The organism is Microcoleus sp. Pol7_A1 (assembly GCF_036701085.1).
Classification (GTDB): Bacteria; Cyanobacteriota; Cyanobacteriia; order Cyanobacteriales; family Microcoleaceae; genus Microcoleus; species Microcoleus asticus.
The window spans coordinates 33,908-51,014 of sequence record NZ_JAUBQD010000056.1 but is presented as its reverse complement, the minus strand read 5'-3'; the positions used below and the strand labels follow the sequence as shown (position 1 = coordinate 51,014).

8 protein-coding genes and 1 pseudogene are annotated in these 17,107 nt (G+C 41.2%); 1 reads left to right on the top strand and 8 read right to left on the bottom strand.

Annotation, left to right across the window (positions count from 1 at the left end; genetic code table 11):
* Window positions 1-276 (top strand): annotated as a pseudogene (locus QUA20_RS24790) (hypothetical protein); the annotation flags it as partial.
* Here QUA20_RS24790 and QUA20_RS32135 read toward each other — a convergent pair.
* From QUA20_RS32135 to QUA20_RS24755, 8 genes are all read right to left on the bottom strand, one after another.
* A complete protein-coding gene (locus QUA20_RS32135) occupies window positions 221-511 on the bottom strand; it encodes an ISAzo13-like element transposase-related protein (RefSeq protein WP_445304710.1) in 291 nt (96 codons plus the stop codon). The pseudogene QUA20_RS24790 and the gene QUA20_RS32135 sit on opposite strands and share 56 nt — an antisense overlap.
* 65 nt (window positions 512-576) lie before the next feature.
* The gene (locus QUA20_RS24785; RefSeq protein ID WP_333191999.1) at window positions 577-900 is read right to left on the bottom strand and encodes an ISAzo13-like element transposase-related protein; all 324 of its coding nucleotides are present in this window, start codon (window positions 898-900) and stop codon (window positions 577-579) included.
* Window positions 901-1,055: 155 nt separating this feature from the next.
* Window positions 1,056-1,355, bottom strand: a complete 300-nt coding sequence (locus tag QUA20_RS24780) for a hypothetical protein (protein WP_333191996.1) — start codon at window positions 1,353-1,355, stop codon at window positions 1,056-1,058.
* A 326-nt stretch (window positions 1,356-1,681) separates the two neighbouring features.
* Window positions 1,682-5,776, bottom strand: a complete 4,095-nt coding sequence (locus tag QUA20_RS24775) for an amino acid adenylation domain-containing protein (RefSeq protein WP_333191995.1) — start codon at window positions 5,774-5,776, stop codon at window positions 1,682-1,684.
* Window positions 5,777-5,953: 177 nt separating this feature from the next.
* Entirely contained in the window at window positions 5,954-9,226 is a 3,273-nt protein-coding gene (locus QUA20_RS24770; protein WP_333191994.1) for a beta-ketoacyl synthase N-terminal-like domain-containing protein, read from the bottom strand.
* Window positions 9,227-9,278: 52 nt separating this feature from the next.
* Window positions 9,279-10,061, bottom strand: coding sequence for a class I SAM-dependent methyltransferase (locus QUA20_RS24765; RefSeq protein ID WP_333191993.1), 783 nt, complete (start codon window positions 10,059-10,061; stop codon window positions 9,279-9,281).
* Between the two features lie 43 nt (window positions 10,062-10,104).
* A complete protein-coding gene (gene panP / locus QUA20_RS24760) occupies window positions 10,105-11,775 on the bottom strand; it encodes a pyridoxal-dependent aspartate 1-decarboxylase PanP (RefSeq protein WP_333191990.1) in 1,671 nt (556 codons plus the stop codon).
* Between the two features lie 70 nt (window positions 11,776-11,845).
* Window positions 11,846-17,104: an amino acid adenylation domain-containing protein gene (locus tag QUA20_RS24755; RefSeq protein WP_333191987.1), complete on the bottom strand. Its 5,259-nt coding sequence runs from the start codon at window positions 17,102-17,104 to the stop codon at window positions 11,846-11,848.
* Between the last annotated feature and the right edge of the window lie 3 nt (window positions 17,105-17,107).

The window sequence follows — 17,107 nt, the reverse complement described above, 5'->3', positions numbered from 1 at the left end:
CCGTTAATTCTTCTAACATAGATAAATTATGTAGTGATTTTGGCTATTATCTCATAAATCATTTAGGATTGCTATATTACCAAGCTGAGCAACTATGTTCAATTGGTTCAGGAGCAGTCGAGTCGGCAATTAAGCAGATTGGAGCAAGGATTAAAATCTCTGGGGCGAGCGTGGAACGCAGAGAGTGTAAATCAGGTGCTTTCAAATCGTTGTGCTTACCTCAATGGTTTACTCGCGATAAGAGTGTTTCTGCCAAACTGGGATGCTCCCTTTTAGTTTGAGTTTTTTCCACGATAGCTTTGACTAATTCTAAACTTGTAAAAATTACTCCTTGACAAGACCTAGTAATATGAGGAAAAAGTCGATTTTCTCTGGGATTATATTTAGATGTATAACGATGGTAATGAGCAATTCCGATCTCAATTCCTATTTCATTAACTAATTTGTGCAAATTATCTGTGAAAATATAATGATTAGCATTATTACTACCTCCACCATCACATTTAGCCAATATAGAATTAGCGTTAGGGTAGGGTAGGTGGCTTTACAATAATTATTTCACCAGTTTGTTAAAGCCTAACACGCAAATTCACTGGTATCTTTACTGTTTATTAATGTTATATATTCTCGGTTTTGTTTAAAATCATAAACCCCATGTGGGCTCAATTTTCCGTGACCTAAACTCCAAAAATTACGATCGAAAGTGGTGACAGGTTCCTTTGTATAGAGAGTTCCCGGACGATACAGATTTCCTAAAACTTCTTTCTTTTTGGTGTCAAAGCTAATAATAGGATTGTTTGCTTCTTTATACTCTGTATCAAGTCTCGCCATGTTTTTAAATTGAGCGTCCAGATTTTCATTAATTCCTATTGTTTGTTTTTTTTCAGCTTTTCGTATCACATATCCATGCTTTTTTTAAAATTTTGCAACTAAGGGGAACTAATGGTAAAACCTGCCGCTCGTAGTCCAGAAGCTATTTCTTTATGCGTCAAATTAGTTTATTTGATTAACTCATTCATTCATTGGGGATCCGACTGTGTGATTTTTTAAAACTTCTAGAAATGCTGCATTAATGCCGATTTTAGTAGACAGAATACTTTTTCTTCCCCTCGTTTCTTTCTGCTCCTGGAACTATTTAGTGTCTGTTCGTCGATTTTTTCTAAATCTTCCAATCCCTTAATAAGGGTATTTCGACTGCATCCCAAAAGTTGCATTACATAGCTAATTCGACCCCATCCTAATTTTTGAGATTCTCTAGCTCCATACCTTTTTTTATCCTTTTTTGATAAGAATTTATAAAATTTTTTCATTTCTGACTCAATTGAATTAGGATAAAACATGGGTTTAAATGCCAATTAGAGTAGTTGAGTATAAAAATCCGTTGAAAGTTAATCTCTGTAGGAGTTAAAATTGCAATCTAGCACTTTTTTCGGTATAACCGATAATTGATCAACTTATTCATTTTTCATTCCTTATTATTAACGGGTACAGAAAAATTAAAAATACAAGTAATGCTGTTTGTATGGTTTAGCTGCGTGGCAGCTTAACAATTTTGACCCATCTTTTGAGAGCTGCGAGTTCGGTAAATCCGCCACTGGTGGGGCTTCTAACGGGGTTGTCACCCCGTCAGTGGATTTTTTATAGCAAGCCTAAAAAAATCATAGCTTTATACAGCATTTTTTTAAGTCCCATTCAAGTTAATTTCGCCATTAACCATTTGATCGAAACAACATTTCAAATGTTGGGATAATTTTTGTATGTGAGGTTCAGTAAACATGGAGAAATGATTGCCCGGAACTTCAATAACTTCGATCGCTTGCTGGGAACATTTGCCCCAACCTAACAATAAGTCATCGCTATGAAACTCTGTACTCTCAAAATCATGAGCAATTTTATCGCTAGCTCGAAACAGTGTAATTTTGTGGGGATAAACCTGGGGAAGGTAATCTCGCATGGCTTGAACGTGAGATTTAAAAACCTTGTAATCGCGAATATACTGCGCCATCTCCGTGTCGCTCACGATGAAGTTTGCCTTCCTATTCAATAGCTGAAATTGCTCATCCAACGATAGCGATCGCATTTCGTCGTAGGAGACTGAAAAATCGATGCCGAACCAGTTTTTAATTGACTCAGCTAACCGGATTAAAAATTTAGCGTCATCATCTTTTGTTGATTTAATAACTGTTTCTGGCAATATCGCGTCAATTACCACTAGCAAGTCTATTTTTTGACCTTGTTTTTGTAGTTGTTGTGCCATTTCAAAAGCAACCACACCACCAAAACACCAACCTCCTAAAAGATATGGCCCTTCCGGTTGCAGTGAACGAATTTCTTGGAGGTAATAAGCTGCTGTTTCTTCTACTGATTTAGCTTCAACTTCGAGCGAGGTGGGGGACTGTTCTAAAGCGTAAAATGGTTGCTCTCCACCGATTTGGTCTGCCAAGTTCAGGTAAGCAAGGATGTCTCCTCCGGCGGCGTGTACGCAAAAGAAAGGAGTCCTCGAACCGGAAGAATTAAGGGCTACAAGCGGGGAACCAGAACTCAAATTTGTTGGCTGGCTGACAATTTTAGCGAGTTTTTCAATTGTTGGGTTTTCAAACAAAATAGATAGGGGAAGGTTGTGTCCAAATCGCTCGTAAATTTGAGCCATTAAGCGTACAGCTAAAAAGGAGTGACCTCCCAACTCGAAGAAGTTATCTGTAACTCCAATTGAGTTAATAGCTAGAAGATTTTCCCAAATTTTTACCAAACCTAATTCGGAAATATTTCTGGGCGAAACGAAGGATTTTGTGGAGTTCGATCGGATCAGATTATCAGTTGGAAGCGATCGCTTATCTATTTTGCCATTTGGTGTTAGCGGTATCGCATCTAGCACCACAAAAGCAGATGGTATCATGTAATCCGGTAGTTTTTCTTGCAAGTAGCTGCTTATTTGTGGCACTAAGTCTGGTTCATCTGTTACTATGTAAGCAATCAAATGTTTATCGCCTTGTGTATCTTCCCGAATAATGACAACAGATTCTCGAATATCTGGATGTTGCAAGATCGCACTTTCAATTTCGGCCAATTCAACTCGGAAACCTCTGATTTTTACTTGTTCGTCACGGCGACCTAAATATTCGAGATTGCCATCGTGCAAATAACGCGCTAGATCGCCAGTTTTATATAGTTTTGAATTGGGAGTTAAAATAAACCGTTCCTCGGTTAGTTCGGGACGATTCAAATAACCTTTCGCCAATCCATCGCCACCGACGTACAATTCACCGCAGACTCCTACTGGAGTTGGTTGTAAATGACGATCGAATATGTAAACTTGAGTGTTATCAATTGGACACCCTATGGGAATGCTAGTTGCTTTTTCTGGTAATAAACTCGTATCGTAGTAAGTAGCGTTGGCAGAAACTTCAGATGAACCGTAAAAGTTAATCAATTTGGCTGATGGGAGCAATTTTTGGAACGATCGCGCTAAGTTGAGAGGTAGTGCTTCTCCACTGGTTATCCAAAGTTTCAAGTTCGACAATTTCTTGGTTAAATTACCGTAAGTATCTAAAATTAACCGCAGCAAGGAAGGAACAAGTATGACTCGCGTAACGTGATAGTGATCGAGCGTTTCTAGGAATAGTTTAGTGTCTTTGACAATGGGATCGGGAATGATAAGGGTTGGAATTCCTTGGAGTAAGGGAGCAAAAATTTCCCAGACTGAATCTACGAAACTAATAGCTGTTTTCTGACAACAAATCTCTTCACTTTCAAACGGATAAGTTTTCCACAACCAGTCTAACCCATTAACTGTACCTCGGTGAGTACCGAGAACGCCTTTGGGAGTTCCAGTCGAACCAGAAGTGTAGATTACGTAAGCAAGATTGTCACTTCTAGATGTGGTGGCAGGATTTGCTTGACTTTCTCTATTGATAATTTCCCAGTCATTATCTAGACAGATAACTTGTATTTGTTGAAAGCGATCTATTAATGATGAATGACTGATGACTAATGAAACTGGGGAATCAGAAACCATGAAAGAAAGACGATCGACTGGATAATTTGGATCGAGAGGAATGTAAGCACCACCCGCTTTCAAAATTGCCAGAATTCCAACTATCATTTCCACCGATCTGTCCAGACAAATGCCGACGCAAGTTTCGGTTGTTACTCCCAATTTTTGTAAATAATGGGCAAGTTGATTGACCTTTTGGTTCAGTTGTCGATAGGTTACTTTTTCCGAGCGATCGATTAATGCTAAACTATCGGGAAAATGCTCTACTTGCCGTTCAAATAATTGATGGAGAGAGGCATCTTGCGGATAAGTCGTTCGAGTGTTATTCCACTCCAATAACAGTTGTTCTCGCTGTTTTGCAGTTAGGATTGGTAATTCAGAAATTTGGCGGTCGGGATTAGCAACGATGCTTTCCAGTAAGGTTTGAAAATTGTCGATTAGTCCTGTAATTGTTGCCGCATCAAATAAGTCGGTACTGTACTCTAAAAATCCAGTTAATCCTTCTTTAGATTCGCCGAGCGATAGAAAAATGTCAAACTGAGACGTGCCACTATCGAACTCTAAACTACGCAAAGTTAACCCAGCAATCTCTTGCTCGGACTTCGGCGTATTTTGCAGCACAAACATGACTTGAAACAAAGGATTTCGGCTTAAATCTCGATCTGGTTGCAATTCCTCTACTAGCTTCTCGAAAGGCAAATCCTGATGTGCGTAAGCGTCGAGAGTTACCCCGCGTACCCGACTCAAAAGCGTGCGAAAACTTGGGTCGCCGCTGAGGTCATTTCGCATTACCAATGTATTTACAAATAAGCCCAGTATTCCTTCTAACTCGGCTTGATTGCGATTAGCAATTGAAGAACCTATGAGGATATCTTCTTGCTCTGTATAGCGGTAAAGTAAAGTATTAAATCCCGCTAGCAAAGTCATAAATAAAGTGACTTCTTCTTGCTGACTTAATTTACTTAGGGCCTCTGTTAGTGTTTTGGAAAAAGTAAAGTATTGCTTTGTACCATTAAAGGTGGTAATAGTAGGTCTGGAACGATCGACAGGCAATTGCAATACAGGTAAATCACCGCCTAGTTGTTGCTTCCAGTAATTGAGTTGGGTAGCGAGTATTTCACCTTGCAAGCGATCGCGCTGCCAAATTGCAAAATCTGCATACTGGATAGGGAGTTCCTGTAATGACGGAGATTGACCTGTTGAGAACGCCGCGTACAGCGCTGCCAATTCCCCCGCGAAAACTGATATAGACCATCCATCGGAGACGATGTGGTGCATCGTCAAAAGGAAAATATGTTCTGCTTCCCCTAGACGCAGCAAAGTTGCCCGTACCAGAGGCGCTTGGGATAAATTAAAGGGTTTTTTAGCTTCCTCTATCGCTACTTTTTGAACTTCAACATCCCAATTTTTGCCAGATAAATGTTCGAGGTTGACGATAGGTAATTCCCAGGTTGATTCAGATGCGATAGCCTGAAATGGTTGCTTATCTACTATTACAAAACTCGTCCTCCAAGCTTCGTGACGCTTCATAATTTCGTTAAGACTTTGCTTAAGCGCCGTCACATCAAGCATTCCCTTTAAATGAATGGCTGTCGGAATATTATAGAAGGAACTTCCTTGATAAAGTCGATCGATAAACCAGAGTCTTTGCTGGGCAAAAGATAAGGGAATACGATTAGAGTCCGATCGCTTAGGAATAGCAGAACTTTTAGATTTTCCTGTCTTCCACTTTTCCAGAAGGGCTTTTTTGGTTGCTGATAGATTAGAGGTTTGGTTTTCCATGATTTTTATTTAAGCGTAGATGAAGAATAGATGAACGCAGATGTTTAGAAAGGTACGTAGTTGGGCTTTAGCCCTCTTATCGTGTTCATGTAGTAAATGAGGTAAGCGCCTCACAACTCTAATTACCAATTTACCAGTCATACCTTATATACCTGAGAAGGGCTGTATAGACTTTTATCAATTAGCCAAAAGAGCTTCAACTTCTTCGTCAGATAATTCGGCAATTTTTTCTAGGAGAAGTTGGTCGATCGTTTCTGCTTGTTTGGCGACAGTGGATGCTTGAAGTAAAAGGTCGCGCAGTGGTAGTTCGACTGGGAAGTTCGATCGCAATCGCGAAACTAATTGGGTGGCGATGAGTGAATCTCCTCCTAACTCGAAGAAATTATCGTGAATACCGACTTGTTTAATACCGAGAACTTCTTGCCACATTTCGGCAATTTGTTGTTCTAAGTCGTTAGTAGGAGGAACATACGAATTACCAAGGCTGGGTCTTAAATAGCGTGGGGAGGAATCTGTTTGTTGAGATGGTTTTGTATCCGGTATTAGTTCTGCAAGTAAAGCATCAATATCGTCTTGCTTTTGGGGATTAATGGTATAAATTCCTTCGCTGAGTTTAGCAAATTGTTCTCCTAACTTTAACGTAATTACATTTTGACCTTTTTGTTCCAATTTATTAAGTAATTGGGAACCTGCACCAGATTCATCAACAAACACTAACCATCGATCTTTTTGGTCGGATGTTGTTGAGTTGTTAGTCCCAGATAAGGATGGCGATTTGGCATCGATCCAGTAACGTTGGCGCTCGAAAGGATAGGTCGGTAGGGGAAGACGATAACGCGATTCGTGGGTGGAAAAACCCGACCAATCTATCTTTACACCTGCCATCCAAAGCCGACCTAATGCGTTTAATAATAGGGCAACATCGGATTGTTGTTCTTGAGGATGGCGTAAGGAAGTTACCACCAGATGTTTGGCATCAGGTTCTAAATGCCGCTTAGTTAACGAGCTTAACGTCCGTCCCGGCCCTACTTCCAAAAATACTGCTTCCGGCTGTTTCAACAACTCGGAAATTCCGGCAGAAAATCTCACTGTTTGGCGCAGATGTTTGCTCCAATAGCTGGGATTTTTGACTTCATTTTCTGTAATCCAGGTGCCAGTGACGTTGGAAATAAAGGGAATTTGGGGCGGATTGAGCTTCACTTTTTTAATAGCAAGTGCAAACTGTTCCACAATCGGTTGCATCATCTCAGAATGAAAGGCATGAGATGTATGTAGACGGCGACAGTCTATAGCTTGGGAATTTAACTGCTTTTGCAATATTTCGATCGCTTCTGTCGAGCCTGAAACGACGCACGAGGATGGCGCGTTAATTGCTGCTAAAGAAAGTTCTTTGCTCAAGAATGGCTGAACCTCATGTTCTGGAAGTGGCACGGCGAGCATACTTCCAGACGGCAATTTCTGCATCAATTTACCTCTAATTGCTACTAGAAATAAGGCATCTTCTAGGGAGAAAACCCCTGCTAAAGTAGCAGCTACATATTCGCCAATACTGTGTCCAATTAGCGCTACGGGATTCACTCCCCATTCTATCCATAACTTGGCGATCGCGTATTCAACAACAAACATAGCGGGTTGGGTAATTGCAGTTTGTTGTAATTGCTGAGAAGCTTCTGCGATTTGTGCTTCGCTGGGATATAGAATTGAACGCAGATCGATACCTAAATGAGGTTTGAGAATTTCCGCACAGATCTCTATTTGTTCTCTAAATGTCGGCTCAACTTCGTAAAGTTCTCGCCCCATATTTACATATTGTGCGCCTTGTCCAGAAAACATGAATACGATCGGACGGTGAGAGGGCTTTTGGTAGTGCGTGAAAACTCGTTGCGTATCTACATTAGTTAGCGCATTCAGGGCATCTTCAATATCGTGACAAACTACCATTCGGTTATGTTCAAAAGTCCGACGACCGACTTGCAATGTGTAGGCAACATCAGCAATATTTAAGTCGGGATGGTGTTGTAAATGTTTGGCTAAATTCGCAGTTGCAGTCTCTAATGCTGTATTGGTTTTTGCTGATAGTAGCAATAACTGCCAAGGACGTGAGGAACTAGAAGCTTCAAGGGCAGGAGTTTCTTCTAAAATTATATGAGCATTTGTTCCACCAATTCCGAAAGAACTGACTCCAGCACGACGCGGATTGCCGTTAGTTTTCCATTCCGACAACGTAGTATTAACGTAAAAGGGACTGTTGGCAAAATCTATCTGAGGATTTGGTTCTTGGAAATGCAAACTGGCAGGTATTTGTTTGTGTTTAAGTGCTTGGATACTTTTGATTAAACCTGTTATGCCAGCAGCCGTATTCAAATGCCCGACATTAGTTTTAACCGAACCGATCGCACAAAAACTATTCCGAGCAGTGTTGGTACGAAAAGCTTGGGTGAGAGCTGCAATTTCGATCGGATCTCCCAAGGCTGTTCCCGTTCCATGCGCCTCAATATAACTAATAGTTTCGGACTCCACTCCAGCTAAAGCAAGTGCTTCTAAAATCACCTCCCTTTGACCTTCTACACTGGGGGCTGTGTAACCAACTTTTAAAGAACCGTCATTATTAATTGCGGAACCTTTAATGACCGCGTGAATACAATCCCCGTCGGCTACAGCAGCTTCTAATTGTTTCAATACTACAATACCCAAACCGCTACCAAAAATAGTTCCTCCAGCATTTGCATCGAAGGCTCGGCAATGTCCATCAGGAGAATTAATTCCTCCTTCTTGATAGCGATAACCTGTTTTTTGTGGGACTTGAATTGAAACACCACCAGCCAACGCGATATCGCTTTCGCCATTCAGCAAACTTTGGCAAGCTAAGTGAACAGCAACTAATGAGGTGGAACAGGTGGTTTGAATATTAATGCTCGGCCCTTTAAGGTTTAATTTGTAAGAAGTTTGCGTGGCTATGTGATCTTTATCATTTCCTATCAATACTTGGAATAAATCTACCGAGCCTATTAAATCTCGATGGGGATATAGATTGGAAAATAAGTAACTACTCAGAGTTACACCCGCAAACAAACCGATTTGACCGGGGTAAGTGTCTGAATTGTAGCCAGAATTTTCTAGCGCTTCCCAGGCACATTCTAGGAACAGACGTTGTTGGGGATCTGCTATTTCAGCTTCTCTAGGTGTAAAGCCGAAAAATGCCGCGTCAAATAGTTCTATATCTTCCAGTACGGTGCCTGCTTTGACATATTTGGGATCATTGAATACGGCTGGGTCTGTACCTGTAGATATGAGTTCTTCATCTGTGAAAAAAGAAATTGATTCCACGCCGTCACGCAGGTTTTGCCAAAAAATCTCGACATCTTTTGCACCAGGGAAACGACCTGCCATGCCGACGATTGCGATTTCATCTTTGCCATCAAAACGATTGATTTCAGTTGAATTATTCATCGATATTACTGCTCCTCATTATCCCAGGTAAATAAAAAAAGACGCTCTGAAACTAGGGCTTGCGAAAAACGTATATTATCCTTGAGTCTTCGACTACATTTATTGGAAAGTCTTTGGTTAGATCGTAGATTGTAACTTTTTCAAACCCTACCTTTTCTAGAGCAGATTGAACTTCCGATCGGGAATAGCCTTGTTGTGCAAAATTGACCTCTGAACGTTGCCAGCTTCCATTCAGCAATTGGAATGTTACGTGCTTGACTTGGCATGATTTACCATCTGGAGAATGACTGGAATGCTGAAGCCAAACATAATCATCTGCTATGTCACCAAAAAAATTATCTTCAGGAGCTTCAATTGAATTGCTAGAATCTGAAGCTTGTTCTCCCTCACTCAAATCGAACCCGAACCAACCGTTTTTTCCAAGTGCCGAATAAACGTTTTGGAAAGCCTTTGTCAAATCCTCCAAACTCAATATATAGCTGAAAACATTATTTGATGAAAGAACTGCATCAAAGTTAGGAGGCAATTTACAGAAGCGGATGTCATCTCGGATAAATGTACCATTAGGTACATTCTCGCTAGCATAACGTAACATTTCCTCGGAGATATCTAATCCGGTTACTTGATAACCTTTTTCAATCAGACTTTTTACTATTTCTCCCTTTCCACAGCCAATGTCTAAAATGTGCGCTTCCTTTGGAAGATGCTTGAGGATATGTTCCTGCATAAAATCTAGCCAAAGTTCTATCCCCTCTTTGCTTACTGGGTAAGCAAAAGCCCAATTATTATAAAGAGAGCGAGAATTTTCTGCCAAAGGTGAATTTGCTGAATACATAAGTTGATTGGTGTTCTATTTGGAATAAATTTTCAAACAATTTCTAGGCTATATTTTCTGTAGTTTCTACAGAATTAGACATCGAAATCTCTAAAGCAATCTCGATCTGGTCGTTTAAAACAGCATCGATATCATCTTCAGTGGTAAGTGGATTAGCAATCACCGCCCTCAATGCGATCATCGGAATTTCTTTTCCAGAACATATGGTGGTTTTAGTTGTCCGCGAAATAAAAGTACGACCTGCTTGGCGCTGGGCTTTTTGAAGTCGTTCGTTAAATCGATTGATTAGCTGATTTTCACTTTCAGTTAACTGATTTTTAGCCGCACTCTCTCGCAATGACTCCGGTATATAACGGTAAATTAAAAGGTTAATATCCGGTGCTGCTAACAACTCAAATTCAGCTAGACCGCGGATGCGATCTGCCATATATTGAGTCTTGCGAATTCCTTCATCAATCAAAAATTCATATCCTTTTACCCCAATTAAGTTTAGCCCAGCATGAAGAAATAATGCCATTGCCGGTCGAGAACCTTCCAAAGCGCGTTTACCTAAATCGAATGAACCTTTACGCATGGTATAACTGGCATTTTTTTCGATCGCTTGTGCCACGATCGGATCGCGCAAAAAGACCATCCCAATACCCATTGGCAAGTACATTTGTTTATGTCCATCAATCGTCACCGAATCAGCCCGTTCGATCCCAATAAGTTTATGCCGATGCTGTTGGGAAAAAATCACTGGCCCACCCCAAGCGGCATCTACGTGGAAGTGAACTTTAGCTTCTCGCGCAATCTCCGCCATATCGGAAAGAGAATCGACTCCACCTGAGTCTGTAGTGCCAGCAATGCCCACGATCGCGATAATATGTTTGTTTTGGTTGCGACAATCTGCAACGGCTTGACGAAGCGCTTCGATGTCAATCCGATTGTTGCGATCGCTCTTAATTTTAATCAAACCTCTCGTACCGATACCTAACAAGTCGGTGGCTTTTTCAAACGAGTAGTGCATTAAATCCGAACCGATTACTACCGCACCTTTGTAGCCATAATAATCTAAGGCGGCTGTTAAACCTTCCTTTTCTATACCGGGAAAGTCATCTTTTGGCCCTAAAGAACTATTTCTGGCGCACCAAAGTGCGGTGATATTCGCTGTAGTACCTCCAGAAAGCAAAATTCCTAATGTACTCTCGCTGTTTTGAATATGCTGGGCGTAAAAGCGATCGCCCAAGTTGTAAATCAGTTGATGAATCATCGCCAAAGCTTGACGTTCATAAGGACTGAAAGCTTTAGCAGTTTCTATTTTTACGGCGTTTTGATTCATCGCCGTCATCAGTTTAGCTAGAGGCTGCACGAAATGGGGAAGTGCGGCAGTCATGTGACCGATAAATCGCGGCGATGATGTGTGGATTGAATGGTTAATTACGTTGCTGGATAAATATTCCAGGTAGCTTTCAAAATTAGCTGGCTCAATGGGAATTTGAGGATCGCAAAAGTTTTGTGTTAACGCTTGCAAATCAATATCGCTGTTAGTTTTGATGTCGGCTAAGAAATCGCGAGTTACAGCGTTAATTTGCATCTCGATCGTTTCTTCTATAGAGGCAGTAAGCGTGGATGGAGCAAATAGTTCGATCGTTTTTTGTTTGACATTGTATTGGCTCGTGTTTTCGGTGTCAAAGGAGGTTTTGATTTTCAGCATTTTTTGTTGGTTTAACATCACTTTTTCCTACTTTATTTGGGTTGAAAGGTATTGGAAATTCGACATCTAAAATTAGCTTTTAAGACTGCTATCTGCTTTGTCTTGCTGCTCGATGTTCTTGTCTAACTTGTCGGCGGCGGTTGATGGAATCTGTTGGCGTTATAGATGGTTGAGAATTATTTGCAGGCGATCGCGGTTTGTTTTCCTCCTGAATTAAATATTCAGCTAAGTAGCCGATCGTTGGATATTGAAACATTCCAACTAAAGAGAACTCTCGCTGAAATATTTTTTGCATTTGGCTGTGAACACGAACTAAGAGCAATGAATCACCGCCCAAATCGAAGAAGTTATCGTGAATACCTACTTCCTCCAAATGAAGGAATTCTTGCCAAATAGCCGCAATTTTTTGTTCTATTTCTGTTCGGGGTGATTGATAGGCTGCTTCCAATTTAGGACGTGCTTGTTCTGGTGCTGGTAGCGCTCGACGGTCTACTTTACCATTGGGTAGTAATGGCAGATTTTCTAACATCACGAAAGCAGATGGTATCATATAGTTAGGCAGCTTTTCTTGCAGCAGGCGATGAAGTTCGCTGACTGCGATCGGCTGTTCTGGATCGGATATGATATAAGCCACCAATTGCTGATTATCGGTTTCATTTTCCCTAGCCAAAACGATTACCTGTCGCACAGATGGATGTTGAGCTAGTACCGCTTCAATTTCTCCTAATTCTATCCGGAAACCGCGAATTTTGACTTGGTTATCGATGCGTCCGAGAAATTCCAAATTGCCATCTGGTAAATAGCGAACCCGATCGCCACTTTTGTATAGTTTCGATCGTTGATCGTGAACGAGCGCTAATGGATTAGGAATGAATCTCTCCGATGTTAATTCGGGACGATTGAGATAACCTCGCGCCAATCCTGCGCCACCGACATACAGTTCACCAGGTACGCCAATGGGAACAGGTTGTAAGTTTCGGTCGAGGACGTAGATTTGGGTGTTCGCGATCGCACGGCCGATAGAAACGTGCGAATTAGCTCGATCTTGCGGACTGATACTGTAGCAAGTGACATCAGCAGAAACTTCCGAGGAACCGTAAAGATTTAACAGCGTACTCTCAGGTAAAATCTGCCGAAACTTTTGCAATAATTCTACCGAAAGTGCCTCTCCACTCGTTACCCAAAAATTCAATTTTGGTAGCCGTTTTTGCAAGTCAGCAAACGTATCTAAAAGTAACCGCAGTAAAGAAGGAACCAAGACAAGTCGCGTCACTTTATTGTTAGCGAGAGTTTCTACGAACTGGTGAGGGTCTTTGAGAATGCTATCGCTTACAATAATCGTCGGTATTCCTTGCAGTAACGGTCCGAAAATCTCCCAAACAGAATCTACAAAGTTTAACGATGTTTTCTGACAGCAAACATCTTCTCCTTTAAAAGGATAAGTTTGCCACATCCAATGAAAACGATTGACAGCGCCTCTATGCAAACCTAAAACTCCTTTAGGTTTCCCCGTCGAACCAGAGGTATAAATGACATAAGCCACATTATCAATTGTAGAACGACTGACAGGATTTTCTCGACTTTCTTGCTGGATAATTTCCCAGTCAGTATCCAAGCAGATGACAGTCATTTTGGCAAAGTTTTTAACTAATGACGAATGAGTAATCACCGCAGACAATTGACTATCCGACAACATGAAAGCCAGTCGTTCTTGGGGATAATTCGGATCGAGAGGTAGGTATGCGCCACCTGCTTTGAGAATACCCAGAATTCCGACAATCTGATCGAGGGATCTATCTAAACAAATCCCCACCATTACTTCTGAATTTACCCCCAATTTTTGCAGGTGATGTGCTAGTTGATTAGCCTTAACATTCAATTCACCATAGGTCAAACTTTGGTTTCCAAACATTACCGCCACAGCATCAGGCGTGCGTTCCACTTGCGCTTCAAAAAGTTCGTGAATGCACTGGTGCTGAGGATAGTCAGTTTCGGTATCATTCCATTCCACCAACAACTCTTTTAGTTCGGCTGGCTTCAGTAAAGGTAAATCCCCAACTCGCTGTTCTGGATTAGCAACAATGCTTTCTAACAAAGTTTGCCAATGTTTCATCCACCGTTCAATAGTTTGCGAGTCAAATAAGTCGGTGTTGTATTCACAATCGACTACAAGTTGGTCATTTTGTTGGTGAATATCCAAAAAAATATCCGAGATGGAAGAATTGGTAGGATTTCTGACAAACTCGAATTTTCTGCTAAAAGACTCTGAGGTAGCCAGAGGTCTGTCTAAATTAAACAGTATTGTCACTAAAGGTGGACGACTTGTATCTCTTGACAGATTTAGTTTTTTAACCAACCTAATAAACGGATAAATTTGATGGTCATAAGCATCGGATAACACCTGTTTTAATGAACTTAAATATTCCGTGAATGTCTGGTTTTCCACAACTTGACTGCGGATTGGCAATAAATTTACGTAGTGACCGACAAGATATTCACCTTCAACAGATAATTGTCCGGCTGAAGGGATACCAATAACGATATCGTCTTGACCTGTCAATCGGTGAAGTAACGCCAAAAATCCAGCCAAAACTGTTGTAAATAAGGTGCTTTTAAACTTGATACTTTCGTGTTTCAAAGCGCCATAAAAATTTTTATCCAGCGTGAAAGTTTGTCGAGTACCGACGTAGCGATTAAGTGATGGTCGAGGGCGATCGGTTGGCAATTCTAATACCGGAACTGAACTGGAAAATTGCTGCAACCAATAAGCCTCCGCTTTTGCCATTTCTGGACTTTCCTGCTGGCTTGCTTCCCATTCAACGTATTCGCTTAACTGCATTGGTTGTGGGAGTTGATGCTCTATCGCTTGACATTCTGCTGTGTAAATTGCTGTTAGTTCTTGTTGGAAAACTCCCAACGACCAACCATCAGCAATAATATGATGAACTGTAAGAACTAAAAGATGATGTTGTTCTTCTAATTTGACGATTTGGGTGCGGACTAAAGGCCCAGTTTCAAGATTAAAAGTTTGTCGTGCTTCTGTTGCTAAAAATTCCTCTAAATGTGTTTCGCGCTCGCTGTTATCTAAAGTCGAGAAATCCACTACCGGAATGTTGATAGTCAGAGTAGAATTAATTTGTTGACAATCTCCTGACGGACGAAAGGTTGCTCGCAATGCTTCGTGGCGATCGACTACTTCTTGAATTGCTTTACGCGCTGCTGCCAAATTGAACGAACCGCGCAGATGAATTGTCGTTGATTGGTTATAAGCACGGGAGACATTTTCTCCCATTTTTGCCATTACCCAAAGTTCTTTTTGCGCTTCTGTTAAGGGGATTAAAGACTGGCGATTGGCGATCGGCGATCGGGAAGATTTTTTCCCAGTCCCCACTCCCGATTCCCCTGGTAAAAATCCACCTTCTTGCATTTCGCTTATACTTTCCTTGACTGCTTGAATCATCAGATCGATATCTGCATCAGTATGAGCGGTAGATAAGAAAAGTCTCCGGTTTTCTAAAGCAAAAACTCCCTTTTCGAGCAGGTGATAGAAAAATAAATCCATCCAATTGAGGGTGGGAGAATAAGCAAAGCGGAATAGAGAACCAAAATGAACTACCTGAATCGGTAACTGTTTTTGCTCGAAGTAAGTATTGAGCGTGTTGGCTAATTTTAGGGTTTTCGCATTTAACTCTTCTTGCAGTTTTGCGCCGCTATTTTTAAGGTGGGTGAGTGCAGCCAAAGTAGCCGCCATCACGAGAGGATGCTTGAAAAAAGTACCTGCAAAGTGAGTAATTTCGACTTCAGGATAAGACGCATCTCCATAACTCCAAAATCCACCATCTAATGCGTCCATAAAAGCAGCCTTACCAGCAATTACTCCGATCGGCATCCCACCACCAATTGCTTTACCATAGGTTGTGATATCGGCTCGAATATTCCACAACGCTTGTATCCCGCCTGGGTGCATCCGAAATCCAGTAATCACTTCATCAAAAATTAAAACTATTCCCGTTTCTTGGGTTAATTGTCTCAATTCATGCAAAAATTCTTTAGGTTGCAAATCCGGTTTGGCGCTTTGGATTGGCTCTACCAAAACAGCAGCTAATTCACTGGCGTGAGCTCTGATAATATCTAGCGATTTGGGATTTCCGTAATCTAGAACTATTACTTGTTCGACTTTATGTTGCGGAATACCAGGAGCGATCGCGATCGAACGCAAATTTCCCTCTTCACTCGGTACTCCGGCGACCAAAACTTCATCCAAAGTTCCGTGATAGGAACCTCCAAAAAAAGCAATTTTTTCGCGCCCTGTAATGGCGCGAGCGATGCGAATTGCTCCCATTACCGCTTCGCTGCCGTCATTACAAAAACAAGCCCTTTCTTGACCTGTTAATTCGCAAACTAACTGAGCAGCTTTACCGGCAATTGCTGATTGTGGGCCATGTTGTATTCCTTGGTGAACATAATCTTGAATTGCATTAATAATAAAAGATGGAGAATGACCGAATAAAAGTGCGCCAAATCCCATTGACATATCTATATATTCATTCCCATCAATATCCCAAATTCTCGCACCCGAACTTCTTTGGGGATAGATGGGATATACCATTTCTTTGATTGAGGGACGAAATCCCAATACAGATCTGGAATTAGCATGATGAACGCGATCGTTTTGCGTCAAGTTTTTCGATGCTTGAGTGCGTTCGATCACCCGTGCCATTAATGCGTCTAAATGTTCTTGTTGGCGTGGAGTTAAATTGGCGGAACTGGGGGATTTTTGGATTTGGGATTTTGGATTTTGGATTGGAATTTCACTCGGGCGTTCCTGTTCGATAGTTTCGGTAGGTATGCGTGTAGGTTGTTTCTTCTTTGGTGAAATGTTTTCGCGCAGAAAGTCCAGTTGTTTGGACATTACCTCAAGTTGCTGCGCCATCAAACGTTTGATAGCTGTATTATCGGTTTGTCGATCGAGATGCTTTTCTGGCAATAGCGATTCTTTTTTCTTTGGTTTTGAGTTATTTGTTTCGGGCCGATCGGGCGTTAATGTTGGCTCTATCGACGGGATTTGCTGAGATATGTAGACGGCTAATTCGTTAATCGTAGAGCTATTTTCAATTAATAATTTTAAAGAAATATTGACACCAAATGCTTTTTTAATTGCGCCATTTATTTGGAGTAATTGCAGGGACTCAAAACCGAGTTCGAGAAAATTAGTCCGCTCGTCAATTTCAGATGAGCTTACTCCCATTGCTTTACCGACAATTTCTTTTAATACTGACAGGATTTTGTCAGTTGGCGAGGGATGTATTGATGAATTTAGTTTTAGGTTGAGTTGGGAGTCAGACATTGG